Below are 25689 nucleotides of genomic sequence, written 5' to 3'. Positions count from 1 at the left end.
AAAACGTAATGGACGATGACGTAATAACTGAAGGCGGGGGCATGGGGCAGGGGCGGGTCAGCCGACGCGGCTTCCTCGGCATGGCCGCCTCCATGACGGCGGCGGCCACCGCTGCAGTCCTGCCCGAGGCCGCCAGCGCCGCCGTGGCAGCTGGCGATGGGCGCGACGTGCTCGATGTCGCCATCATCGGCGCCGGCCTGGCCGGCCTGACGGCGGCACGCGACTTGCGGCGCGCCGGCTGCGAATCCTTCGTGGTGCTGGAGGCGCGCGACCGCGTCGGCGGCCGCACCCTGAACCACGACCTGGGTAAGGGCTATTTCTCGGAAGCGGGCGGGCAGTGGATCGGCCCGGGCCAGACGGCTGTCGCCGACCTGGCCCGAGAGCTTGGTGTCGGAACCTTCCCCACTTACTACCAGGGCAAGTCCACCATCCTGGCCAAGGGCGCCCGCGCCGCAGTCGATACCGAAGGCGGCTTTGGCACCGATCCCAAGATCGCGCACGAACTCGAACTACTGGCCAGAAGCGTGCCCTCGGGGGCGCCGTGGAAGTCGCCCCGTGCCGCCGAGTTCGACGGCATGTCGGTGGGCGAGTGGCTGGCCAAGAAGAACATTGAGCCGGCTGACCAGGTCGGCTGGTCGACAGGTCTGGCGATCACCGGCGGCGCCTCGCCGGCGCGGCTGTCGCTGCTGCACTGGCTGTCGATGGTTAATTCGGCCGAGTGCAATTACGACCGTCTGGAAGCCGTCAAAGGCGGCGCGCAGGAGACCCGCATTTCGGGCGGCTCGCAAATCCTGTCGATCAAGATGGCCGAGGCGCTGGGCGACAAGGTTCGCCTGTCTAGCCCGGTGCAGCGCATCGAGCAGTGGCAGAACGGACCGGTTGCGATTCACACGGCAAAGGGGGTGATCCGCGCCCGCCACGTGATCATGGCGCTGTCGCCCGCGCTGTGCCAGCAGATCGCTTACGACCCACCGCTGCCTGAGCAGCGCCGCGAAATGCAGCGGCGCTGGCCGGCCTTTGCGCCGGGACGCAAGACGGCGCACGTCTACAAGAGGCCGTTCTGGCGCGAGAAGGGCTTGAACGGCTGGATCTTCCAGACGGGTGGTGCGGTGCTGTGGGCCTACGACAACTCGCCGGAAGACCTGTCTTTTGGCGTGATCAACGCCTTCGTGCAAATCAGCATGCTGCCGTCCGATAAGAAGGCGGCCGAGGCCGAGCTGTCGCGCATCTACGCCCAGGCGTTCGGCGACGAAGCGCTGCATCCGCTGGCCTACCACGAACAGGACTGGCGCAAGGCCGACCCCTGGACCCTCAGCTGCGTCTCGCCGATGCCGCCGGGCTTCCTGACCAAGTATGGCGAAGCCCTGCATCCGCCGGTCGGGCGCCTGATCTGGTCCGGCACGGAGACGGCCGATATCTGGGCCGGCTACATGGATGGCGCGGTGCGTTCGGGCCATAAGGCCGCGTTGCAGGCACTGCGGGCCGTCGCCTCGGGGAGGGCATGATGGGTAAATTTTTGAAGCGGTCGGGCGCCCTGCTGGGGATCGGATTGCTGGCGGCCGGCTTGTACTATGGCCCGGATCTGTATGGCCTGCTGCGGGTGAGCCATGAGATCGATGCCGTTGCCCGTGAAAACGCACAACTGGCAGGGCCATGGCCGCGCGCCACCGACTCCTGCCTGTACTGCCACGACGGTCCGCAAGGCAATGCGGGCACCCAGCTGTATGCGCGCCTGGCGGGGCAGCAGGAAGCCTATTTGCGCAAGCAGCTGAAGGCCTTTGCCAGCGGCGAACGCAACGATCCGACCATGACGCCATTTGCGCTGAGCCTGACGGATAAGGAGTTCGAGGCGATGGTGACGAACTTCTCCCGGATGAAGGCGCAGCCGAATGCAAGCTTCCATGCCGACCTGGGGCGCGTGGCGCGCGGCGAAGCGCTGGCCAAGGCCAACAATTGCGCGTCGTGCCACGGCCAGCAGCTGGAGGGCAAGGGCGAGTATCCGCGCTTGGCCGGACAGAGCTACAACTACCTGGTCGATCAGCTGACCAACTTCAAGACCGGCAAGCGCCGGGACGCGGCGGGCATGATGCCAGCGGTCGTCAATGCGCTGTCGCCAACGGACCTCGAGGACCTTGCGCAATTCCTCGCAAGCCGATAACAGAAGGAGCAGGAACATGACACAAACAAGCAATGCAATGGACCCGCGCCGTTTTGTCGGCTGGCTGGCAGTGATCGGCGCGACACTGGCCTGGCTGATGGCCGTCCTGGTGGCGGGCGCCGCCAAGTTCGATTTTGACGTTCTTGATCGCCCGGCCATGATGCTGGCCTACTCGGCGCAGTCGCAGAACCTCTATCGCTTGTCGATGTGGGCCGACATCCTGGGCTGGTATTTGCCCTTCCTGGCCGTGGGCGGCTACCTGTGGCAGCCCATGCGCCAGCGTCTGGGTGCCTTGGCCGACATTGGCCTGGCCGGGCTGGTGGTCTACGCGGTACTGGGGATCGCCGGTGCGGGCCTGCTGAATCTCACGTTGACGCCCGTGGCGGAACTGGCTGCGCACGATCCTGCGGCCAAAACAACGGCTGAAGCCTTGTGGATCACCTTGCAAAGCGGTGCACAAGGGCTGTGGAACGCCGAGGCGCCGGTCCTGCTGCTGTGGGGAACCGCCGCTGCACGCTTCCTGCGCGCCGAGAAGTGGGGCTTCGGCCGTTTGCTCACGTTCGATCTTTGCCTGTTCGCCATTGAATTCATGTTCAACCTCGGCGGCTGGCGCGACCTGGGCGAAACGGTCCAGATGGCCACCCTGGTGATTCATCCGCTGTGGCTGCTGCTGTTTGGCATCACCCTGCTGCGTGATTCCGATCTGGTTCGGGTCGCCCATTATCCTGCTGCTCGCCAGGGATGAGGAGAGAACATATGCATACCAAAAGATACGCCTTCTCGGCCGAGGAAGCCAAAGCCAAGGCCGACCTGGAAAAGTACCGTACGCTGGGCGGCTGGGTGGAAAAGCCGGACGACATGCAGGCGCCACTGGAAGGCGCCGTCAGTGCGGACGTGGTCATCATTGGTGCTGGCTATGCCGGACTCTCTGCCGCACTGGAACTGGCCGACAAGGGCGCCCGGGTGGTCGTGCTGGAGCGCGAGTTTGCGGGCTTTGGTGCCAGCGGCCGCAACGCCGGCTACCTGGCGGGCGCCATCGGGATCGAATACGAGCTGTTTCATAAGAAGGTCGGCGCCGGGACAGGCGCCCAGATCGTCCGCTTTTATGAAGACGCGGTCAGCTTTGTCGAAGGCAAGCTCGGGGAATATGGCATCGAATGCGATTACCTGCGGTCGGGGATTATCCGCGCCGCCATTCATCCCTCCCAGGAAGGGCGGTTGCGCAAAGGGATGCGGATAGGCGCCGAACTGGGCTTCAAGTCCATCTTCCTGGACCAGGCCGCGATGCACGCGCGCGGCATTCCGCCCGCCTTCCTGTTTGGTGAATACACGGCGCACGGCGGCACCCTCCATCCGGGCAAGTATGTGATGGGCTTGCGCCGCGCGGCGATCCGGGCCGGGGTGAAGCTGTATGAAAACACGCCGATGCTGTCCTACAGCGAGGGCGCGATGATCAAGGTGGAGACGCCGCGCGGCAGCGTCAGTGCTCCGGTGATGCTGTTTTCCAGCAACGCCTATACGCCGCAGAACGGGCTGCTTGCCGATAAAATCGTGCCAGTGCGGGTTTCGGCGATCGAGACCGAGCCGCTGTCCGCTGCGCAGTTGAAATCCCTGGGCTGGCCGGGACGCGAAGGCATCATGACGGCGCACTGGATCATGGAGAGTTTCCGGCTGACGCCGCATAACTCGCTGCTGGTGACCACCAAGCGGTTGCAGTCTCCCTATGGATCGAAAACGCCCAACGTGCCGGCCTACGACTCGTACAGTGAGCTCAGGGGCGCCCTGCATGACCGCCTGCCGAGCTTGAAAGACATCGCGGTGCGCGCCTGCTGGAGCGGCTATGTCAGCGCAGCCAATGATGCCCTGCCGATCGTCGGCGTGACCGGCGCGCATCGGAACGTCTACTACACTGCCGGCTGTTCCGGCCACGGACTGGCGCCCCAGTCGCTGGTCGGACACCTGCTGGCCGGGCGCATACTCGGCGCCGACCATCCCTTCCTGGCGGCGCTGCAGCGCAAGGTCGCGCCGATTCTGCCGGAACCGCTGCAGTGGTGCGCGACCAAGGCGGCCCTGGGCCTGGTAGGCATCCTGGACGGACGCACCAACCGTAAGGCGCGGGCGGCGTAATCGCGTTTCGATCAAGGGCGTCGTCGTATGACATTGACTTTTTGGTATACATACCAAACAATCTGGTGTTTTCTTAATTCCTTACGACGATGACAAACGTAAAAGAGTCCGACGAAAAGCCCGTGCGCAAGAAGCGCGGCACGGTCAGCCCGGCCGCCAGCGAGGCTGGGCAGGGTGGACTGCGTGCCCAAGGCCTGCGTACCCGCAACGCGATTGTTGAAGTTGCCAAGGCGGTGTTGCTGGAAGGCGGCAGCCTGGAGTTCTCACTGCGTGAGGTTGCGGCCCGGGCCGGGATCAGCATCAGCAACCTGCAGTACTATTTCCCGACCAGGCTGGCGGTGCTGCGTGCCGTGGTCGAGCCGGTGATCGAAACTTATCTGAGCGAGTTGCGCAGTGCCGTAAACAACAATCTGCCGCCCCAGGAACGCGTCATCGCACTTGCCGAGCAGTCGCTGCGGGAAATCAAGAACCCCGAGTCCTCGGCCCTGTGGTGGCACTTCGTATCGTTTGCCGTGATCGACGAGGAGTGTTCGCGGCTGCTCGATGACTGGTACGAGACCTTGACGCGCGAAGTGGCCCAACTGATCCGCGCTGCCTATCCCGCCTACAGTGCGGCGGACTGTCTGCACCGTGCCACCATACTGATTGCCATCACGGACGGACTGAACTATCAACTCGGTGCCGGCCGCCGCAAGCGCAGTTATACCCGAGGCCTTGACGCGAAATTGATGGCTGCACTCGATTGCCTGCTGAAGGCGCCGTTGACAGCGAATCCGTAAGCACAGCAGCAAAGCTGGCATCCCCCTAAACGACAGGAAAACCCTGTCGTTTTTTTTTGCCCTGAAATACCACAGAGTCCTTGTTTTTCTCATTTCCTTATTTGTCTCTTTGACCTATATTTAGTATTATGACCTAACAATGACGTAGCAAGGGCCGGCTTGTTACCCGGCACTCATTCACAGGGAGGCGAAGGTGGGCATCAAGATGACATTTTTCGGGACGGCGCTGTTGGTCAGCACAGCGCTCAGTGCAACTGCCAGCGAGCAGGAGGCCGCCAAGCTTGGCAAGGCATTGACGCCGGTGGGGGCCGAACGCGCGGGTAACAAGGAGGGAACCATCCCCGCATGGACCGGCGGCGACATGGCACCGCCAGCCGGATGGAAGCCGGGCGCTTTGCGTCCCGATCCCTATGCCGGCGACAAGCGGCAATTCTCGATCGACGCCTCCAACGTCGACCGTTACAAGGACAAGCTGGCGGCTGGCCAGGTCGAGATGATCAAGAACATCCCCGGTTACCGGATGGACGTCTACCCGACCCACCGCTCCTGCGGCTATCCGGAGTTCTTCTACGAGCGCACCAGGAAGAATGCCGTCAGCGCAAAGATGGCACCCAACGGTCACGACATGGCTGAAGCCATCGGGGCGGCGGTGCCGTTCCCGATTCCGCACAGCGGCGCGGAAGCGATCTGGAACCACAAGCTGAGCTGGCGCGGGGAGGGCTTCCAGCAGCACTTTTCCACCTATATTCCACCCAAGGGCAGCGACAGCATTGGCGAAGCGATCACCCAGGACGAATGGGAGCTGGCGCCGATGTGGTCGCCGTCGAACAAGGGCATTGCCGACGCCCATAGCATTGAATACCAGCTGCTCAATGTGTACACCAGCCCGCCGTCCATCGCAGGCGATGCGACGCTGGGGCAATACAACTTCGGCAAGCCGAACGACGTCTGGCTGTACTTTGCCAGCCAGCGCCGCGTGCGTCGCGCGCCGACCTACCAGTACGACGCCCCCATTCTCAATACGGAAAACCTGCAGATCGTGGACCAGTATCTGCAGTTTAACGGTCCGCTCGACCGCTACGACTGGAAACTGGCCGGCAAGAAGGAGCTGTACGTCCCCTACAACACCTATCGCCTGAATTCGCCCGCGAACAAGGTGGCCGACGTGGTCAAGCCGAAGTTCCTCAGCCGCGACTTGACCCGCTACGAGCTGCACCGCATGTGGGTGGTCGAGGCCACGCTGAAAGAAGGCATGCGCCATATGTTCCCCAAGCGTACCTTCTACATCGACGAGGACAGCTGGACCATCCTGGTCGAGGACATGTATGACGCGCAGGGCAAGGTCTGGCGCACCACCGAGATGGGCCCCTACATGGCATGGGAAGTTCCCGCCTGCGTGTGGTCGGCCAACATCAGCTACGACCACGTGGCGGGCCGTGCCCTGATCGACCGCGTACAGGCTGGCGGCAAGGAAGCCGACTGGCTGGCCGCCCGCGAGGGCCGCCTGAAAGCGGGTACGTTCGAACCGGACGGCCTGCGTCGGGCCACGACGCGCTGAGGAGGAAACGACCATGAAAACGCGAAAAGCAGTGAATGTGCGTCTGGTCCCGAAGCAGGCATGGTTGGCTGTGCTGGGCGTGATTGCCGGATCTGCAGGGGCGGCGGAATGGCCCCTGGAGAACGGCTGGACGGTTAACCTGGATTCGACCGTATCGTTCGGCGCGGTGGTGCGCACTTCGAAGCCGGACTGCCGCAACATCGGCAACGATAACGGCGGCTGCGTGGGTGATGCGATCACCCCGCTGCAGGCATCCAACCTGGCCGCTTACGCGACCAACCTGGACATCCTGCGCCTGAACCAGGACCTGGGCAATCTGCATTACAAGAGCGGGCAAGTGGTGTCGGCCAATCTGCAATACACGGCCGACCTGTATGTGAAAGGCACCGATGGCTGGAGCGGCATCCTGCGTGGTGTCGTCAACCAGGACTTTGCCATCGATCACACCAAAAACGGCCCGCTCGACCGCGACGCCAAGGATTTCGCCACCAGCAATCCGCGCTGGCTGGACGCTTACGTGACCAAGGAGTTCGACATCGGCGCCCAGCAGGCCCGCGTCCGTGTCGGCAATCAGGTGCTGAGCTGGGGCGAGGACCTCTTCATCGCAGGCGGTGTGAATTCGATCAACCCGATCTACCTGCCCGCCGCGCACCAGCCAGGCACGCCGCTGAAGAATCTGTTCATTCCGGCGCCCATGGTGTCGTTCAGCACCTCGCTGGCCCACGGCCTGGGGATGGAGGCGTTCTATCAATGGAAGTGGAACAGCTTCGTGTTCGACGCGCCGGGCACGTTCTTCTCGACCAATAACTTCGCGGGCAAGGGCGGCCGCGCCATCTACCTGCCCACCTCGGTGCTCAATGCCGGGGTCGCGCCATACGGCCTGGGACCATTCCCGGCGGGGACGATCGGCAATACGGCCACCGTCGTCACCGGACCCAATCCAGCCAGCGGCCTGCCCTACGACCGCCGCCTCGGCATTGGCGAACTGGCCGATCCCGCCGCCAACCCGGCGGGCGCCATCCTGGGCACGGGCACCGTCATCCCGCGCGTCGGCGACCGCACGCCGCACAATGGCCAGGGCGGCATTGCGCTGCGCTACCAGCTGCCCGACTCGGGCGACGAGCTGGGCCTGTACTTCACCCGTTACGACGACAAGGTTCCCTTCGTCAGCTATCGGGTGAGCAGCACGGCGAGCAATCCGTTCGGCCTGGAGGGAATGCTGGACTATGGCACCAACCGCAACCTGTTCGGTGTGTCGTACAACTTCCAGGCGGGCGAGTGGGCCTTTGGCACCGAGTTGTCGTTCCGCCCGCGTGACGGCGTCGCGATCGACCCGACTGCCGTCATCGACCCGCGCAATGCCCATTACTGCAACGTCCTGGCCGATTTCTCGGCGACGCCGGTGGGCTCGTATTGCCGCGGCTGGGTCGACACCCAGCACTATCAGCTGCACCTGACCGGCATCCACATCATGTCGCCATCGGGCTCGCTGGGCGGCGTGCTGCGTGCGCTGGGCGCCAGCGAGGGCAGCATCACGGCGGAGACGGCGGCGGCGTACTACCCCAAGCTCAAGCTGGACGGCAGCGTGCCGTATGCCGTCACGGCTGACTACACGCTGCCGACCAAGGCTTCGTGGGGCGTGGTGCTGGCCGGTTCGCTGACCTATCCGAACGTGTTTGGCACGCGCGCATCGCTGGCGCCGGATATCGCGATCTCGCAAGGCTTGTCCGGTGTGTCGGCCACGGCGCTGCCGGGCTTCATCAAGGGTGCTGGCGCTGCCGTCGTGGGCGCCACCATCGACTTCAAGGTGAAGCCGGAGCTGAAGCTGCGCGTCGATTTCACGCAGAACTGGGGCGGTGGCGCAAGCAATCTGCAGCGCGATCGCAATTTCATGTCCATCAGCCTGGCGTCGTCATTCTAATGCTCTCCCATCTCATCACCCGCCTGGAAGCGGCCCTGTTCGGGCACCGCCGGATCTTCCTCCTGACGCTGGCGGCGTTCACTGTCCTGATGGGCGTGCTCGCCAGCCGGCTGCACCTGGAAGCCGGTTTTGAAAAGCAGATGCCGCAAGGCCACGAGTACATCCAGACCTTCGAAAAGTACCGCGAGCAGCTGTTTGGCGCCAACCGCCTGACCATTGCGGTCCACGCGCGTCAGGGCGACGTCTGGAATCCGGAGGCGCTGACGCAACTGCTGAAGGTGACCGACGCCGTCACCTATCTGCCGGGCGTGGAGCGCACCAGCGTGACCTCGCTGTGGACGCCGAACGTGTTCTTTACCGAGATCACGGAAGACGGCTTCCGCGCCGAGCCGGTGGCGGGCGGCGACATCGTGCCGGAAAAGCTCAACAGCGAAGTGATCGCGCAGATGCGCCAGCGCGCCACGGCGGGCGGCCATATCGGCACCCTGGTGGCGCGTGACCAGAGCAGTGCGCTGATCACCGCCGAACTGTCCGACACCGACCCGCGTACGGGCAAGAAGCTGGACTACATCCAGTTCAACCGGCTGCTGGAGGAAAAGATCCGGCGCCCGTTTGAAAACGCCAAGGTGGAAATCCAGATCATCGGTTTCGCCAAGCAGATCGGCGACATTGCCGACCGTTCGGACGAAGTGACGCGCTTCTTTGCCGTGGCCTTCCTGCTGACCGGCGTGGCGGTGTACTGGTATTGCCGCTCGATCCGCCTGACCTTGCTGCCGCTGGCGTGCTCGCTGACCTCGCTGGTGTGGCAGTTCGGCACCCTGCAGCTGCTGGGCTTCGGGCTGGATCCGCTGGCGATCCTGGTACCGTTCCTGGTGTTTGCCATCGGTGTATCGCACGGCATCCAGCAAATCAACTTCATCATCCGCGAGGTGGCCAATGGCGCCGATCCGGTGGCCGCCGCGCGGCGCAGCTTTACCGGCTTGCTGATTCCCGGATCGCTGGCGCTGATCACCGCCCTGGTGAGTTTCATCACCTTGATCCTGATTCCCATCCCGATGATCCGCGAGCTGGCCATCACGGCGGCCATCGGCGTGGGTTACAAGATCCTCACCAACCTGATGATGCTGCCGGTTGCCGCCTCGTTCTTCCGCTTTAGCCCGGCATTTGCCCGCGATGCGCTGGCGCGGCGGGAAAATCAAAGCGGCTGGCTGCAGGCGGTGGCGCGCATCGCCAGGCCGCGCAATGCCCTGATCGTGACGCTGTTCGGCGCGGGCATTTTTGCCCTGGCGTTCTGGCAGAGCCAGGGCCGCCATATTGGCAGCCTGCAGCCGGGCGCGCCGGAGCTGCGCGCCGACTCGCGCTACAACCGCGACGCCGCTGCCATCGTCGACCGCTTCGATGTGGGGCTGGACTGGCTGACGGTGGTGTTCGAAGCCACGCCGGACCATCCGGGCGAAGTCTGTTCGCGCGCCGACCAGTTCCTCTACATCGACGAATTCACCTGGCTGATGCGCAGCGTGCCGGGCGTGGTGTCGGCCGATTCGCTGGCCGGGCAGCTCAAGCTGTACAACGCGGGGCTGAACGAGGGCAATCCTAAGCTGGCCACCTTGACGCGCGATCCGCGCGGGCTGGGCTCCCAGTTCGCTGGTGTGAACAACCGGATTGCGGGCCTGTCGTCCGGCGATTGCCGGGTGCAGGGCGTCAACCTGTACCTGCCCGATCATAAGGCCACCACCATCAAGCGGGTGGTGGAAGTGGTCAAGACCTTCCGCGATGCCAATCATCTGGATGGCGTGAAGCTGCGTCTGGCCAGCGGCAATGCCGGCGTGCAGGCCGCCACCAACGAAGTGCTGGAGGCATCGGAAACGCCGATGATGCTGTATGTGTACGCCGCCATCCTGGTGCTGGTGTTCCTGGTGTACCGCGACTGGCGCGCCATGATCGCCTGCTGCCTGCCGCTGACGGTGGCCACCTGGATCGGCTACTGGTTCATGAAGGAGCTGGAGATCGGCCTGACCGTGGCGACCTTGCCGGTCATGGTGCTGGCGGTGGGGATCGGCGTGGACTATGCGTTCTACATCTACAACCGCCTGCAGGTGCAGCTGTCGCACGGACGCCCATTCACCAGGGCGCTGGAGCTGGCCTTGACGGAGACGGGGAAGGCCACCGTGTTCACCGCCATCACCCTGTCGGTGGGCGTCGCTACCTGGACTTTCTCCAGCCTGAAATTCCAGGCCGATATGGGCGCGCTGCTGACCTTCATGTTCCTGGTGAATATGGTGATGGCGATTACCTTGCTGCCTGCTTTTGCCGCCGTCCTGGAATGGCTGATTCCGCGCACCGGGCCGGTCCGCATGCCCGCCGCCTTACAACACTAGAAGAGCTGCCATGAAATTTTTCCGACAACTGATTCTGATCCTGATCGTACTGCGGGTCGCCTGCGGGGCGACAGCAGCCGAACCCCAGCGCTGGCCATCCCTGCTGCCTGCCCAGCGGGTGGCCAATGCGGCGGAGGCGCCGCTGCTGGCGGCGGCGCGCGCGGGGAAGCGCATCGTCGCGGTAGGTGATCATGGCGTCGTGCTGCTGTCCGATGATGGCGCGAACTTCCGTCAGGCCAGGGGCGTTCCGGTGCGCGCCATGCTGACGACGATCCAGTTCCTCGACGCGCGGCGCGGCTACGCCGCTGGCCACGATGGCGTGGTGCTGGGCACGCAGGATGGCGGCGAGACCTGGAGCCTGCTGCGCGCCACGCCCGGCCTTGAGCAGCCCATTCTGTCGCTGCACTTTGACAATGCGGAACATGGCTTTGCGGTGGGCCTGTATGGCTGGGCCATCGAAACCCATGACGGTGGGCATACCTGGGCCGAGCGCCATCTCGGCAGCGGTGACGATGCCGACCGCCACCTGTACCACGTGTTCGCATCGCGCCAGGGCACGCTGCTGGTGGCGGGCGAGGCCGGGACGATGTACCGCTCCAGCGATGGCGGCGCGAGCTGGAGCGTGGCCGCTGTCGGCGGCAAGGGTTCGCTGTGGTATGGCACGGCGCTGGCGGACGGCAGCTTGCTGGTGTGCGGCATGCGCGGACACCTCTACCGCAGCCGCGACGACGGCCAGAGCTGGCAAGAATTACGGCCGGACACCACCCAGTCCCTGACCGGCATCGCGCAGCTGGCGGATGGCAGCGTCGTGGTCGCGGGTATGTCCGGGACCGTGTTGCGCAGCAGCGATGGTGGCGCCACGTTCACGCCGTCGCAGCGGCCGGAGCGTGAGCCGCTTACCGCTGTGATCGCGGCGGCAGGCAAGCCGCCGATTTTTCTGTCGTTGGCGGGGCTGGTAGCGCACTGAACTGCGCGTTGCCCTTCGCCGCGTGGAGGATTGCATGCGAAAACCGGCTTCTCCGCGAGGCGCGCACAGCGTCTTGCGGGCACAGGGCGAGCGGACCCGGCTGGCAATTGTCGGGGCGGCGCGTTCGTTGCTGCTGCAAAACGGCAGCCTCAAATTCACGCTGCGCGAGATCGCGCAGCGCGCCGGGATCAGCATCAGCAATCTGCAGTATTACTTTCCGACGCGGCTGGCGGTGCTGCGGGCCGTATTCGAGCCTGTGCTCGGCAGCTATACGCGTGAGCTGCGCAACGCCATGGAAAAGGGCGGCGCGCCGGGCGACATGCTAGGCCTGCTGGTGGCCAAGGTGATGCGCGATGCCAAGGATGCCGAGAGTTCGGCCCTGTGGTGCCATTTCCTGTCGCTGGTCGCGATCGATCCGGTTGCGAGCCAGATGCTGGACGAGTGCTACGCGGGCGTGACGAACGAGCTGGTCGGCTTGATCGCCGCGCTTAATCCCCGGCTGACGCTGGTCGAGACCAGGGCGACAGCGATGCTGCTGATCGCGCTGATGGAGGGCGTCAGCATGCGGGCCGGCGTGCGGCGGCGCAATCGGGCCGATCTGCGCGGCATCGAGCGGCGCTTTCTGGCGGCCGTCAATCAGTTGCTGTTTGGTAGTTTGTACTAAAAATGTTTCAACTCACTCAATCAAGATCATGAAAACGAAAACTCTTACTACATTGCTGGCGATTCCGCTGGTGCTCTCGAGCGCAAGGGCCGACGATCTGGCCGCGCCGGAAATCAAGGTCAGCGGCTTCGGCACCGGCGCCCTGACATGGACCAATACCAGCGACGCGCTGTTCTCGCGGCCATTGCAGGCTGGCGGCGTGGGCACCAAGCCCCGGACCGGTGTCGATTCCAACGTCGGCCTGCAAGTCGATGCCGGCATCAATGACTGGCTGTCCGTGACCGGGCAGGGGCTGGTGCGCAAGCTGGAAACCGATACCTACAGCGCGACCGGAACGCTGGCCTTCGCGAAGGCTAAGCTGTCGGATAACGTGAGCGTGCGCGCCGGCCGCGTGCCGCTGGCCGTCTTCCTGGTGTCCGACTACCGCAACGTGGGCTATGCCAACACCATGCTGCGGCCGTCGCAGGAAGTGTATGCGCAGGTGCCCAACGACAGCCTCGATGGCGCCGACATCGACTGGCGCCAGGATCTGGGCGCGTCCACCTTGACCACCCAGTTCGCATATGGCCGTTCGAGCGCCAAGGTGGCCGGCGAGACCCTTACCTTCACTAATGCCAAGGTGCTGAACCTTATTCTCGATCAGGGCCCGTTCGTGGTGCGCCTGGGCCGCGACGAGGCTACGCTGGCGCTGGAACAGGGCAGCTTCGCGTTGCCGAAGGTCAAAGTGTCGTTCACGGCGCTGGGCTTTTCGCTGGACTGGCGCAATCTCGTCGTCCAGTCCGAATTTACCAAGGCGCAGGCGCCGGGAGCCGACACCAAGGCCTGGTATGCCATGGCTGGCTACCGCTTCGGCAAGCTGCTGCCATTCGTCAGCCACAGCAAGATGACGGGCGCTATCGCCCAGACCACCGACAGCGTCGGCGTGCGCTGGGATGCGTTCCGTTCGGCCGATATCAAGTTCCAGCTCGATCGTGTGAAACCGCAGGATGGGGGCCTGTTCAATCAGCCCGGACCAGCTTTCCACGGCCCGGTCACTGTCGGCGCCGTCGGCGTTGATTTTGTATTCTAAGGAGGCGATCATGCGCAAATTATTCCGTTTATCCCTGCTGGCCGCCATGGCGTGCAGCGCAATATCGGCCCAGGCCGAAGTGGTTGTTGTCGTCAACCCGAACGCGGCGGAGACGTCGCTGACGAAAGAGCAGGTGGCCCAGTACTTCCTCGGCAAGGCCGAAGCGTTCGCACCGATCGACCAGCCTGAGAGCGCCACCATCCGCTCGGAGTTCTACCAGAAGGTCGCCAACAAGGACCTGGCGCAGACGCGGGCGCTGTGGGCCAAACTGGTCTTCACGGGCAAGGCCATGCCGCCCAAAGAAGTGGCCAGCAACGCCGACGTGAAGAAGGCCGTGTTGGCGAATCCCAAGGCGATCGGCTACATCGACAAGAGCGCCGTCGACGCCACGGTGAAGGTGATCTGCACGCTTCCCTGATCCGGACCACCGTATTCCGAGGCCATCATGAGCATCAAACGCACTATCTGGGCGCTGCCCGTCATCTCCATTCTTGTCCTTGGCCTCGGCGTTGGTGGCAGCGCGCTGATCGCCAGCGGCGCCCTGCATGCGATTGACCGCACCGCCCGGGTGGACTATCCGCTGCTGGACCTGGTCAAGGATCTCCGGCAGGACATTGGAGGCATCACCGACGGCCTGCGCGATGCCGTCAGTGAAGGGGAGCAGGGCCGCCTTACGCCGATCGCGGAGCAGGCGGCCCGGGTCCGTGGCCGGCTCGCCAAACTGGCCGCCCTGGATGGGCAGGGGCCCGCCGCTAGCCGGCTGGGCCGGGAATTCGATGCCTACTTCCGTCCGGCGCTCGCGGCGACGCGGATGATGCTGAAGCTGGAGCAGGGCGATCTTCAAGCCTCGATGGAGGCGATGCAGAATGCGCAACGGCAGCTGCAGGCGGACCTGGTTCGGACGGGGGCGGACGCGCAACGCCAGTTCCAGTCGGGGATCGAACGCAGCGGCGACGGTGTGCGGCAGGTGCTAGGCACGATGCTGGCGGCCGCGTTGCTGGTCGCGGGAGGACTGGCACTGGCCTCCTGGGTTGTGGTCAGGCTGATCTGGCGGCAACTGGGCGGCGAGCCGGAATACGCCCGCGCGATTGCGCAAGCCGTCGCGCGCGGCGACTTGTCGATGCAGATCCGTACCGACTGCAGTGACAGTGTTCTGGCCGCACTGGGCGAGATGCGCGAACGCCTCGCCACGCTGGTGGCCGGCATCAAGGGCTCGGCCGAGACGATTGCCGCAGCCAGTGCCGACATTGCACGTGGCAGTACCGAATTGGCTGGCCGCACACAGGCGCAGGTGGAGGATCTGGATTTTACCAACCGCTCCATGCGCGAGCTGACTGGTACGGTGGAACAGAATATCCTGCACGTCAGCGATGCCAGCCAGCTGGCAGGCGATGCAACGTTGGTGGCAACGCGCGGCGGCGAGCTGGTCGACAGCGTCGTTGTGACGATGGGCGCCATCAACGCCTCGGCGGCAAAGATCGTCGACATCATCTCCGTCATTGATGGCATCGCCTTTCAAACCAACATCCTGGCGTTGAACGCGGCGGTGGAAGCGGCACGCGCAGGCGAGCAGGGACGCGGCTTTGCGGTGGTGGCGGGCGAGGTGCGCAACCTCGCGCAGCGTAGCGCCACCGCTGCGAAAGAGATCAAGGTCCTGATTGCCGATTCGGCAGCCAAAGTGGCGGCAGGCAGCGCCTTGGTGGACGAGGCCGGGGGCACGATGCGGCAAATTGTCGGGTCGATCCGCAAAGTGGAAACCATCATGGGCGACATCAGCGCAGCCGGGCGGCGCCAGGCCAGCGGCATTGAGCAAATCGGCCGGGCCATCGCCAGTATTGACGGGATGACGCAGCAGAATTCGGGGCTGGTCGAGGACGCATCAGCCGCCGCCGGGTCGCTGTCGGACCTGACCGCGCAATTGACCGATGCGCTGGCGGTGTTCCGGCTGGACGCGCGCATGGCGCTCGCCACGGCCGCGCGCAGGCCGGTGGCCCGGATTGGAGGTCCCGATGCGGTCCGACAAGCATGAGCGCACCCATGCTGCGATCATTCGCCGGGCAATACGCTTTGCCTGCAAGGAAGGGATGGAACGACTCAGTTTCAGCGTGCTGGCGGACCGGCTTGGCATGAGCAAGAGCGGCGTCTACGCGCACTTTGGTTCGCTGAGCGCACTACAGCTGGAGGTGGTCGACGCCTATTGCCAATGGTTTGCACGGCAGACATTTGGTGCGGTCCTGGCGGTGCCGCCGGGCCTGCCGCGTTTGCGTGCCATATTTGCCAACTGGTGTGGGCACATCGCTGCGGGAACGTGGCTGGAAGTCCAGCCGTTCTGCGGCGCCGGCGAACCAGCGCAACTGGCTGTATTGGCCAGTCAACAGTGGCTCAAGGCTTTGTGCGCCTGGCGCAATCGGCTGGCTGCCTGCGTGAGTGATGCCATGGCGGCGCGGCAACTGGCCGCCTGTACTGACCCGACGCAACTGGCCGACGATATCTATGGTCTGACCGTCGTCCTGCACCATGAGGTCAGGTTTTTTAACAACGCTGATGCCTTGCGTTGCACGATGGCGCGCTTTCGTTTGATGCTCAGTGCGGCCGGAGCGTGTGCCGAGCGGCGACACGCTCCGGACCATCAAGACGCGATCGCACCTTCCCGGGTGGAGTTGCTGTGAACTTAAGGCGCGAACTGTCGTCTTAAGAACGCCAGTTGCAACGCGATGCTTTGCCGGCAAACGGCTTCGCTGGCAAGGTGAAGCTCGAAGTGATTGCCATCGAGCAGGTGAAATTCACAGTTCGCGATGCGTCTGGCGGCGCGCCGTGCGGCGGCGGCCGGGGTCACCGAGTCGCGTTCGCCTGCAATGATCAAGGTGGCTGCCTTCACCTTCCTGGCCGATCGGGCAGGGCTGTAGAATGGCAGCTCCAGGAAAATGCGGGAAAGCACTTTGTTTTCCCAGCGCTCTCCGGGAGGGATCAGGCGTGCATAGCCGTCCCAGCATTCCGCGCTGCACAGGGCCGCCACTTCACCGGGGCGGCCGACAATGCGGCTGTAATGCGGCCGGCCAAAGGCGCGGCCGAGCTGGTCGCGCAGCGCAGCGAGCATCAGGCAAAAGCTGATGTGCAGTGGTACCTGAAGCACGCTGGCCACGCCGCTGACGTGGGGCACCTGGGCAATCACGGTGCGGATGCCGGGATCGCGCGCTGCGGTTTCGATCACGTGGCCGCCGGAAAACGAGGTACCCCATAGAACGATGCGGTCGTGATCCACGCCCGGCAGGTTGCGGACGTGCCGGACCGCCGCCTTCCAGTCGGCCAAGTGCCGGCGCGGGCTGACCCAATGCCTCGGTTGTCCTGCGCTGTCGCCGAAGTTACGGTAGTCGAACAGGTAGACGGCATAGCCGTCCGCCACGAAATGCCGTGCGATGTCGGGCAATGCGGCGGCACGGGTGCCGCCGAAGCCATTGGCCATGACCACCACGGGCGGTGGCGACACCTGTGCCGGGAGCAGGAGTGTCCCGGCGCAGGTCTCGCCCTCGCTCTCGAAATCAGATGCGATGCTATGCGCGGTCATGCTGCACGACGTGCCAGTGGCACGGCACGGGACGGGGTGGGGCCGCGCAGTTCCAGCCAGGCGTCTGCCACTGGATCATGCAGCAACATGGTGCGGTCGGCCTTCAGGTTGTTCAGCACACGCCACGGCAGCGAACGGCCCTGGCGTGGCAGCGTATGTTCTCCGCGCTGGACGTAGCCCGATTGCAGCGAGCCCAGAACGGATTCCTCCAGCTTTTCGCCGGCGGGGGCGCGGGGCGTCATCACGTCGCTGCCCACAGCGTCCATGTGCCGCCACAGACGGCACAGATAGTCTGCCGACATTTCGACTTTCAGGGTCCAGGGCGCGTTGGTGTAGCCGAACAGATAGGAAAAATTCGGAATGTCTTCCAGCAGCACGCCCTTGTAGGTGAGTTGCTTGCTCGGCTCAACCTTATGCCCGTCCACCGTCAGGACCATGCCGCCCAGCGATTGCAGTTGCAGACCGGTGGCAGTGATGATGATGTCGGCTTCCAGGAATCTGCCGGACTCCAGCAGGACGCCTTTTTCCTTGAATGTCTTGATCTTGTCGGTGACCACCGAGGCCTTGCCTTCGCGGATGACACGGAACAGGTCGCCATCCGGAACGGCGCACAAGCGCTCGTCCCATGGATTGTACTTGGGCGTGAAGTGCTGCATGTCGACGTCCGGTCCGACCTGCTTTTGCACGTTATTCAGCAGCCAGGAGCGGACCTGGCGCGGCCAGCGCCGGGCGGCCTTGTACACCAGCTGCTGCAAGCGCAGATTGCGCCAGCGCGCGATGCCGTAGACCCAGCGCCGCGGCAAGAAGTAGCTGAGGAAGGCGGCAGGCTTGTCATAGCCAGGCACCGTCATGACATAGCTTGGCGAGCGTTGCAGCATCGTGATATGGCCCGCCTGGTTGGCCATGGCTGGAATCAGCGTGACGGCGGTCGCGCCGCTGCCAATGACGACAATGTGCTTGCCACGGTAGTCGAGCTTTTCCGGCCATTTCTGGGGATGGATGAGCAAGCCTTGGTAGTGTTCTTCGCCCGGAAACTTGGGTTGGAAGCCTTGGTCGTGGTTGTAGTAGCCGGTACACGAAACCAGCTGTTTGCAGGTGAAGGTGAGCTGTTTGCCGGTAGTTTCATCGTGCGCGGCGACAGTCCAGCAACGGTGTTCGGTGGACCAGCTCGCCCCTACGATCTTCGTGCCGTAGCGGATCAGGCCGTCCACGCCGTGTTCGCGTGCCGTATCTTCGATGTACTGGCGAATCGCGGGACCGTCGGCGAGCACCTTGTGCTCACCCCAGGGGCGGAAGGAATAGCCAAAGGTGATCATGTCGGAGTCCGAGCGGATGCCGGGATAGCGGAACAGGTCCCAGGTGCCCCCGATGGCCTGCCGCCGCTCAAGAATCGCCACCCGCTTATCGGGGCATTCCTTGGACAGGTGGCAGGCCATGCCGATGCCGGACAAGCCTGCGCCAACGATCAATACGTCAAATTGGGGTGTCATGGAATATCTCCACTTTATCTAGTTGTTGGAAGTGGTGACTGTAGCGAGCGGAAGGAAAAGCCGCTTGACACGGCGAGACTATTTTTTTACATTCTAGGACATGAAACCAAACTTACGCGCAAGGGGTTTGCATGGATATCAGGCGCTCATGCGGGCGCTTGGTTTCGACCCCGCGCCACTGCTGCGCCGCTATCACATTGACGAAGCGGCGTTGGACCAGGACGATGCCCTGATCTCGCTGCACGCCGCCACGCATTTGCTGGAGGCCAGCGCGGAACTGACCGGCCTGGGAGACTTCGGGCTGCGCATGTCTTCCCATCAAAGTATCGACGTGCTGGGCCCGTTGAGTCTCGTCATTCGCAACGCGCCGACGGTGCGCGATGCGCTCAATGATGTGATTCGCTATCTGTTCGTTCAGAGCCCGGGGATTATCGTGTCGGTCGATGATCGCACGTCAACGCTGGAAAATACGGTGGCCGTTTCCGTGGAAATTCGTCTGCCGGGCCAGATTGTCGCGCACCAGAACAGTGACTTGTGTCTTGCGGATGCACACAATTTCCTGCGTCTTTTTGCGGGTGCAGACTATGAGCTCTGCGCGGTCTCGCTGTCGCATCCCCCCATCGTCAGCCGCGCTGCCTACGAGCGCTTCTTTGGCGCGCGCCTGCTGGAAGAGCCCTGCGGGGCCACGCTGTATATCTCGCGTAAGACCTTTGACGCCCATGTGCACGGCGCTAACGCGTCTTTTCACCAGGTGGCGGAAGACTACATTTTCCGCAACTTCGGGGTTGCCGAGCAAAGCGCATCGGAGCGGGTGCGGCTGGCGTTGCGGCGGACGCTGGGGACAGCGGACTGCGACAAGTCCAATATCGCCGCCTTGCTTGCGCTGCATCCGCGCACCCTGCAGCGCAGGCTGGAGGAAGAGGGCACCAGCTTCGGGGAAATCAAGGATGAAGTGCGCAAGCAGCTCGCGCTGGAATACTTGTGCGGCACCCGCATGGCGGTCGGGCAGATTTCCCTGATGCTGGGCTTCCCCGCGCAGTCGGCGTTGACGCGTGCATGCCGTCTCTGGTTCGGCGCGACGCCATTGGAACTGCGCGCGGCGAAGGTCGTCCGGTCCGATGATGCCTGATCCGGTTTTGTGGTGGAAATGAAACGGCAGGCCATTCCTGCCATTTTTTTATTTCCTATAATTGGTTTATTGTCCTAAATTTGGTACGATGTACCTACTTTAGCAACGGCCATCAAAATCCGCCATGGAACTCAAATATTATCTCTACTGTTTTGCCGATCTCGTGCTGATCGCGACATCTTTTATCTACGGTATCAAGTTCCTCAAGAAGCGGAATTTCTTGCTTGGGGGAGAGTTGCTGGTTGTGACGTTCTCGGCGACTAACCTGCTGGTGAATGCCTTGACTGAAATACCGATGTATATGAACGTGTCGCTGTTTTGCGATGCGTTCTCCCGGAGTTACGGGATACCGATCATTGGCATCGCTGGCTTGATGGCCGTTTCGCACCGGTTCAAGCCTTCCGCCTTCGTCGACGTGCTGCTGTTTGCGCTCGGCCTGGTGGTGACCGTGGTGGTCTGGGCAGGCGACTTCATGAAGGAACCGAAACCCTATTTCTATTTGGCGCTGTGGTCGGCGTTCTCGATGTATCTGGTGTACTTTGCCGTCAGGCTGGTGCGCGCAGGAGAAAAGTTCCAGGCACTGAGCGTCATCCTGGCCATGGTCTTTGCACAGACTATCGCGAGCATCTACGACTTCTACCATATTCCCGGTGACGACGATCACGTGGTGTTCTATATCTTCGCCTTGCTGGCCTGGTCTTTGTTGGGTGCTGCTATGTACCATGCATACTGCGCCTTGGAGCGCACCCAAAGCAGGCCGCAAACGCTCAGTTAAAGGGGCTCCGCCATCCAGTCTCCGGATGGATTTTACCCAGCGGCTCGAAAGCTGCTGGGTTTTTTTATTGAGCGGAGAGATTATGAAAGTCAACTTTGCCGTGACGACGGCGTGCATACTTGGCATCTTGTATTTTTCTCAAAGTGTCATGCAGCCTATCGTGACGGCACTTGTCCTCAGTCTGGCGTTGGCGCCATTGATACGTGCGATGGGGCGGATGGGATTGTCGCGCGTGCATGCCACCTTTGCCGCGCTGGGGGTGGTGATCGTGGCCTTTGTCGGCGCCATGGCGGTGCTCGGCGCCAACGTGATGGCCTTGTCGTCCGATTTGCCGCAATACAGTGCCGAGATTCGCGCCAAGACCAAGCGGCTGGAAAAGATGGTTCAGCATCCGCTGGCACGCCTGGCGCCGACCCTGATGGAGAGCGTGCCAGCGGGGCCTTTGCCGGAAGCGGGACCGCGCCCCATGCCGGTCGAGATACGCGAACGGACCAGTACCAGAGACGCGATTGCCAAAACCATCGGGGTGGTTTCCGGGCCCTTGGGCGAAGCCTTCCTGGTCCTGGTACTGCTGATCTTCATCTTGCTGGACCGGGAAAACCTGCGCGACCGGGTATTGCGCCTGGTCGGGCAACGCGACGTCAGCCGCACCATCCAGGGGCTGGAAGATGCGGCGGAAGGCGTGTCCCGGTTTTTCTTTACCCAACTGGTGCTGAATTTGACGTTTGGTGTGGTCATCGGCCTGGCGCTCTGGCTGATCGGGATTCCTCACGCCGCGTTGTGGGGAAGTGTATGCGCGGCGCTGCGCTTCGTCCCTTACATCGGGGCGCTGATTGCGGGCGCCGCCATTGCTTTGTTCGCGGCGGCGGTGGATCCGGGCTGGACGCTCGCTGCATATGCGATGGTGCTGTTTCTGCTGCTCGAATTGGTGGTGGCGCACGTGGTCGAACCGCGCGTCTATGGACATAGCGTGGGCATGTCGCCCCTGGCGGTGATCGTGTCTGCCTTGTTCTGGGGCGCGATCTGGGGGCCGCTGGGGCTGCTGCTGTCGACGCCGTTGACGCTGTGTATCGTGGTTGCCGGCCGCTATATCAAGAGCCTGGAACCCATCAGCATCCTGTTTGCGGAGGCGCCCCATGCCAATGCGGCGCAGCGTTTCCACCATCGCGTACTGAGCGGCGAGGCGGACGCCATCATTGACGACGCCCGTGCCTTCCTGCGCAAGGCGACGTTGGCGCGCTATTGCGACAAGGTACTGCTGCCCGGCATGGCGCTTGCCAGCTCTGACCTGCTCAGTAGCCAGGTGGATCATTTTCGCGCCACCGTCGCCATGGTGGCGGATACGCTGGCAGCCGGACAGGCCAAAGGTCGTGGCCGTGGCCGCAGGATCTCCCTGCTGAATGAGAATATTGGCGCCCATCTGCGCCACCGGCGCGAGGAAAGGCTGGGGCGCTGGCAAGGGCCGCTGGACGTACCCGCGCGGTCAGTCATCCTTTCGGCGGCGCTGCCCGGCATGCGCGAAGAGTTTGTGAGCGAACTGTTGGTGCTGGTATTTCGCGAGGCAGGTCTGGACGCGCGCAGCTACGTGATCAAGCCCGATGCAGAGGAGGACGACCCGGGCGCGGAGCAGCTGATTTCGACTATGTTCGTGTCCTATCCGGTGGACAGCAATCTTGATACCTGGGCTGCCGCGGTGGCCGAGCTGCGCTCCGCGCTGCCGGATATTCCGCTGGCAACCGTTCGTCCGCGCGAGGACGTGGAGGTGGAGCATTCGCGGGTAGCCGCACAGGTGGATCTGGTGCTGCAAAGTTTTGAAGAGGCGCTTGCGTTCGTGGCGCCACGCCATCCTGGATGAAGGAAGAGCGGGACTTCAACGAAGCCGCACGTAGTTGCGTCCGGCGTACTTCGCTCCATACGAGGCTGCGCTCGCGCGGGCGACGCATTGTTCGCCACGGATTCAGCGCTGGCTTGCGCAGCCCTGGACGCTTAGCACTGAGCGACCGGGCCGCATGGCGGCGTTCCAACTGGCTGAGGTGTTTTTCGCGCGTTCGCCGGGCAGGCGCCGTGCCGTTACGGCGCGGGCAGCGCGGCCATGGCGGCCTCGCGCACCACCTGGATCGCCCGTTCGCGGAACCATTGATGGACGCGGTCGGCATCGCGCATTTCGTGCCAGTAGGCGAAGATCTGGTAGGGCTTGACCCGCAGCGGCAGCGGTTTGACGACGATGGGCAGCAATTCGGCCAGGCGCAGCGCGTAAAAGCGCGGCAGGGTCAGCAGCAGGTCGCCGGAGGCGGCGATCTGGCAGGCCGCGAAATGGTGCTGGCAGATCAGGTGGATTTGCCGATGGCGTCCTTCGTTGCCGAGCAGGACGTCCAAAGTGTTGGTTTCTCCCAACGTCGAGACGCTCACGTGTTGCGCCGCGAAGTAGTCGTCGCGGGTCGGGGTGCCGTGGGCCAGCGGATGGTCGCGGCGCATGACGACGACATGCGTTTCGTCGAACATATAGGCGCTGGCCACGCGCGGGCCCACCCGCAGGCGGCGTTCGAACACCAGGTCCAGCTGGCCACTGGCCAGCGCCCGTTCGACTTCGTCCAGCGGCACGCGCCGGCTGGCCAGCCGCAGCCGGGGCGCCTCGCGCGCGAAGGCGGTGGCCAGGGCGGGCAGCGTCATCGATTCCAGCATGTCGCGCGCGCCCAGCGTCATCTCCACGTCCAGCGTTGCCGGCTGGACTTCCGCCTCGCTGCGCAAGGTGCTTTGCAGGCCGTGCAGGTGGCTTTGGACGGTGTCGATCACGGCCAGCGTGCGTTCGGTGGGCACGATGCGGTTGCCCTGGCGGACGAACAGGGGGTCGTCGAAGTGCTCGCGCAGCCGGTTCAGGGCATGGGTCACGGCCGGTTGCGTCAGGTGCAGGGCGCGCGCGGCGGCCGTGATGCCGCCCTGCTGGTAGATCGCGTCGAGGACGCGGAACAGGTTCAGGTCGATGCGGTTGTCGGTGGACATGATGTGGCGGGATGGGGAGCGATTCCCAGCATATTAACCGCATTTATAGTACTGCATTACTAATATTCATTTTATGGATGGGTTCAATTCGCGTACGCTGGCTGTATCACAACAGCCTGGACTTTACATCATGGATTTCACGACGTTTGAACGTTGCCGCGCGCCTGTCTCGCGCGGCGTGGCCGCCAACAACCCCTTACCATGGCACGCCGCCGGAAAGGAGCACGCATGAGCACCGCGATGACCGACGCCCGCCCCGTGCGCGATGAAGACCGGCTCGACATGGCCCGCCTGGACGCCTGGCTCAAGGGCGCGATCGCCGGGCTGGAAGGGGAGCCGCAGCTCCGCCAGTTCCAGGGCGGCGCGTCCAACCTGACCTACCTGGTCAACTATGGCGAGCGCGCCCAGGTGCTGCGCCGCGCCCCGGCCGGCGCCGCTGGCGCGGGCGCGCACGACATGCTGCGCGAGGCGGCCGTGATGGCGGCCCTGAAAGCCAGCTATCCCTACGTGCCGGCCATCCTGGCGCGCTGCGACGATCCCGCCGTGGTCGGCGCGCCGTGCTTCGCCATGGAATGCCTGCCGGGCATCATCCTGCGGCGCGACCTGCCGCCCACCCTGGGCCTGGACACGGCCGGCGTGCGCCAGCTGTGCACCAATGTGCTGGACCGCCTGATCGAACTGCATGCGGTCGATACGTCGCAGCCCGGGATCGCCGCGCTGGGCAAGGGCGAAGGCTACGTGGCGCGCCAGTACGACGGCTGGACCGGGCGCTGGCAGCGCGCGCTGACCGAGGGCACCGACGCCTGCGAGGACGTGGTGGCCTGGCTGGGCGCCGTGCGGCCGCAGCGCGACACGCGCCAGTGCGTGATTCATAACGATTACCGTTTTGATAACGTTGTGCTGGACCCGGTCGATCCCACCCGCGTGATCGGTGTGCTCGACTGGGAAATGGCGACCATCGGCGACCCGCTGATGGACCTGGGCGGCTCGCTGGCCTACTGGGTGGAAGCGGGCGACGAAGCGGCCTTCCTGGCCTCGCGCCGCCAGCCCACCCACGCGCCGGGCATGCTGACGCGGCGCGAAGTGCTGGCCTACTACGCCGAGCGCACCGGCACCGACATCGGCGACTTCGCGTTCTATGAGGTGTTCGGCCTGTTCCGCCTGATGGTGATCGCGCAGCAGATCTACCGCCGCTACGCGCTGGGCCAGACCACCAACCCGCAGTTCGCCGGCTTCGGCGAGATGGTGCGCTACCTGGGGCAGCGCTGCCGGGCCGTGATCACGACCGGCGGCAGCGTGCGATGAGCGACCATTCCCACCTTCAGGAGCACACGAGCATGCACCCATCCAATCTGTTCGACCTGGCCGGCAAGGTCGCCCTGGTCACCGGCGCCAGCCGTGGCATCGGCGAGGAAGTCGCCCGCCTGCTGGCCGCCAGCGGCGCGCACGTGATCGTCACCAGCCGCCGCGTCGACGACTGCCAGCGCGTGGCCGACGACATCGTGGCCGCCGGCGGCTCGGCCGAAGCGGCGGCCTGCCACATCGGCGACATGGCGCAGATCGAGGCCCTGTACGCGCAACTGGCCGCGCGCCACGGCCGCCTCGACATCCTGGTCAACAACGCCGCCACCAGCCCGTATTTCGGCCCCATCACCGACACCAGCGCCGACGCGTTCCAGAAGACGGTGGACGTCAACATCCGCGGCTACTTCTTCATGTCCACCCATGGCGCCAGGCTGATGGCCGCCAATGGTGGCGGTTCCATCATCAATGTGGCGTCCGTGAACGGCGTCATTCCGGGCCTGCACCAGGGGATCTACTCGATCACCAAGGCGGCCGTCATCTCCATGACCAAGGCCTTCGCCGTCGAGCTGGCGCTGGCGGGCGTGCGCTGCAACGCGCTGCTGCCGGGCTTCACGGACACCAAGTTCACCACCGCGCTGAAGGAGTCGCCGGCCGTGCTCAAACAGCTGCTGGCGCACGTGCCGATGCGCCGTGCCGCCCAGCCTTCCGAGATGGCAGGTACAGTGCTCTACCTCGCTTCGGCCGCGTCGAGTTACACTACAGGGGCTGTTCTCAACGTCGATGGGGGGTACCTGTGTGTTTGAC

22 protein-coding genes are annotated in these 25689 nt (G+C 64.1%); 19 read left to right on the top strand and 3 right to left on the bottom strand.

The genetic code is table 11. From position 1 onward, the window contains the following. The first annotated feature begins 8 nt into the window (after positions 1-8). From H3H37_RS20180 to H3H37_RS20115, 14 genes are all read left to right on the top strand, one after another. Complete coding sequence (locus tag H3H37_RS20180) at positions 9-1505, top strand: flavin monoamine oxidase family protein (protein WP_229218931.1); 1497 nt, start codon at positions 9-11, stop codon at positions 1503-1505. After that, positions 1502-2158, top strand: coding sequence for a c-type cytochrome (locus tag H3H37_RS20175; protein ID WP_182165861.1), 657 nt, complete (start codon positions 1502-1504; stop codon positions 2156-2158). The genes H3H37_RS20180 and H3H37_RS20175 overlap by 4 nt, the downstream gene beginning before the upstream one ends. A 16-nt stretch (positions 2159-2174) precedes the next feature. Then, positions 2175-2903, top strand: coding sequence for a hypothetical protein (locus H3H37_RS20170; protein WP_182165859.1), 729 nt, complete (start codon positions 2175-2177; stop codon positions 2901-2903). Positions 2904-2914: 11 nt separating this feature from the next. Next, positions 2915-4285, top strand: coding sequence for an NAD(P)/FAD-dependent oxidoreductase (locus H3H37_RS20165; RefSeq protein WP_311197565.1), 1371 nt, complete (start codon positions 2915-2917; stop codon positions 4283-4285). Between the two features lie 122 nt (positions 4286-4407). Then, positions 4408-5064, top strand: a complete 657-nt coding sequence (locus tag H3H37_RS20160; RefSeq protein ID WP_311197564.1) for a TetR/AcrR family transcriptional regulator — start codon at positions 4408-4410, stop codon at positions 5062-5064. Positions 5065-5269: 205 nt separating this feature from the next. Continuing rightward, on the top strand, positions 5270-6622 hold the full coding sequence (locus H3H37_RS20155) for a DUF1329 domain-containing protein (RefSeq protein WP_182165855.1): 1353 nt from the start codon (positions 5270-5272) through the stop codon (positions 6620-6622). 13 nt (positions 6623-6635) lie between these two features. Further along, the gene (locus H3H37_RS20150; protein WP_182165854.1) at positions 6636-8543 is read left to right on the top strand and encodes a DUF1302 domain-containing protein; all 1908 of its coding nucleotides are present in this window, start codon (positions 6636-6638) and stop codon (positions 8541-8543) included. Next, positions 8543-10921, top strand: coding sequence for an efflux RND transporter permease subunit (locus H3H37_RS20145; protein ID WP_182165853.1), 2379 nt, complete (start codon positions 8543-8545; stop codon positions 10919-10921). The genes H3H37_RS20150 and H3H37_RS20145 overlap by 1 nt, the downstream gene beginning before the upstream one ends. 10 nt (positions 10922-10931) lie before the next feature. Further along, positions 10932-11888, top strand: coding sequence for a WD40/YVTN/BNR-like repeat-containing protein (locus H3H37_RS20140; RefSeq protein WP_182165852.1), 957 nt, complete (start codon positions 10932-10934; stop codon positions 11886-11888). A gap of 34 nt (positions 11889-11922) precedes the next feature. Next, positions 11923-12552 carry a TetR/AcrR family transcriptional regulator gene (locus tag H3H37_RS20135; protein WP_182165851.1) on the top strand — a complete coding sequence of 210 codons (630 nt, stop codon included), beginning with the start codon at positions 11923-11925 and terminating at the stop codon, positions 12550-12552. Positions 12553-12580: 28 nt separating this feature from the next. Next, entirely contained in the window at positions 12581-13621 is a 1041-nt protein-coding gene (locus H3H37_RS20130) for a hypothetical protein (protein WP_182165849.1), read from the top strand. A 10-nt stretch (positions 13622-13631) separates the two neighbouring features. Continuing rightward, positions 13632-14039, top strand: a complete 408-nt coding sequence (locus H3H37_RS20125) for a type 2 periplasmic-binding domain-containing protein (protein WP_182165847.1) — start codon at positions 13632-13634, stop codon at positions 14037-14039. Positions 14040-14066: 27 nt separating this feature from the next. Beyond that, positions 14067-15650, top strand: coding sequence for a methyl-accepting chemotaxis protein (locus H3H37_RS20120; protein WP_182165845.1), 1584 nt, complete (start codon positions 14067-14069; stop codon positions 15648-15650). Continuing rightward, positions 15631-16290 carry a TetR/AcrR family transcriptional regulator gene (locus H3H37_RS20115; protein WP_182165843.1) on the top strand — a complete coding sequence of 220 codons (660 nt, stop codon included), beginning with the start codon at positions 15631-15633 and terminating at the stop codon, positions 16288-16290. The genes H3H37_RS20120 and H3H37_RS20115 overlap by 20 nt, the downstream gene beginning before the upstream one ends. Positions 16291-16292: 2 nt before the next feature. Here H3H37_RS20115 and H3H37_RS20110 read toward each other — a convergent pair whose 3' ends face one another. Continuing rightward, positions 16293-17186, bottom strand: a complete 894-nt coding sequence (locus H3H37_RS20110; RefSeq protein WP_182165841.1) for an alpha/beta hydrolase — start codon at positions 17184-17186, stop codon at positions 16293-16295. Beyond that, the gene (locus H3H37_RS20105; RefSeq protein WP_182165839.1) at positions 17183-18676 is read right to left on the bottom strand and encodes a flavin-containing monooxygenase; all 1494 of its coding nucleotides are present in this window, start codon (positions 18674-18676) and stop codon (positions 17183-17185) included. The genes H3H37_RS20110 and H3H37_RS20105 overlap by 4 nt, the downstream gene beginning before the upstream one ends. A gap of 148 nt (positions 18677-18824) precedes the next feature. On the opposite strand from H3H37_RS20105, the gene H3H37_RS20100 reads away from it, so the two are divergent. The 3 genes from H3H37_RS20100 (at position 18825) to H3H37_RS20090 (ending at position 22435) form a co-directional block, all read left to right on the top strand. Then, complete coding sequence (locus H3H37_RS20100) at positions 18825-19805, top strand: AraC family transcriptional regulator (protein WP_229218930.1); 981 nt, start codon at positions 18825-18827, stop codon at positions 19803-19805. A 124-nt stretch (positions 19806-19929) separates the two neighbouring features. After that, positions 19930-20580: a hypothetical protein gene (locus tag H3H37_RS20095; protein WP_182165835.1), complete on the top strand. Its 651-nt coding sequence runs from the start codon at positions 19930-19932 to the stop codon at positions 20578-20580. 82 nt (positions 20581-20662) lie between these two features. Beyond that, positions 20663-22435, top strand: coding sequence for an AI-2E family transporter (locus H3H37_RS20090; RefSeq protein ID WP_182165833.1), 1773 nt, complete (start codon positions 20663-20665; stop codon positions 22433-22435). 215 nt (positions 22436-22650) lie between these two features. On the opposite strand, the gene H3H37_RS20085 is transcribed toward H3H37_RS20090, so the two are convergent. Continuing rightward, positions 22651-23580 (bottom strand): LysR family transcriptional regulator, encoded by a 930-nt coding sequence (locus tag H3H37_RS20085; protein ID WP_182165831.1) that lies wholly within the window; start codon positions 23578-23580, stop codon positions 22651-22653. A gap of 228 nt (positions 23581-23808) precedes the next feature. On the opposite strand from H3H37_RS20085, the gene H3H37_RS20080 reads away from it, so the two are divergent. Continuing rightward, entirely contained in the window at positions 23809-24885 is a 1077-nt protein-coding gene (locus tag H3H37_RS20080) for a phosphotransferase family protein (RefSeq protein ID WP_182165829.1), read from the top strand. A 32-nt stretch (positions 24886-24917) separates the two neighbouring features. Next, on the top strand, positions 24918-25688 hold the full coding sequence (locus H3H37_RS20075; RefSeq protein ID WP_182165827.1) for an SDR family oxidoreductase: 771 nt from the start codon (positions 24918-24920) through the stop codon (positions 25686-25688). Position 25689: the final 1 nt, after the last annotated feature.

Source organism: Rugamonas brunnea (genome assembly GCF_014042345.1).
GTDB classification, from domain to species: domain Bacteria; phylum Pseudomonadota; class Gammaproteobacteria; order Burkholderiales; family Burkholderiaceae_D; genus Rugamonas; species Rugamonas brunnea.
This window is presented reverse-complemented; position numbering and strand designations above follow the sequence as displayed.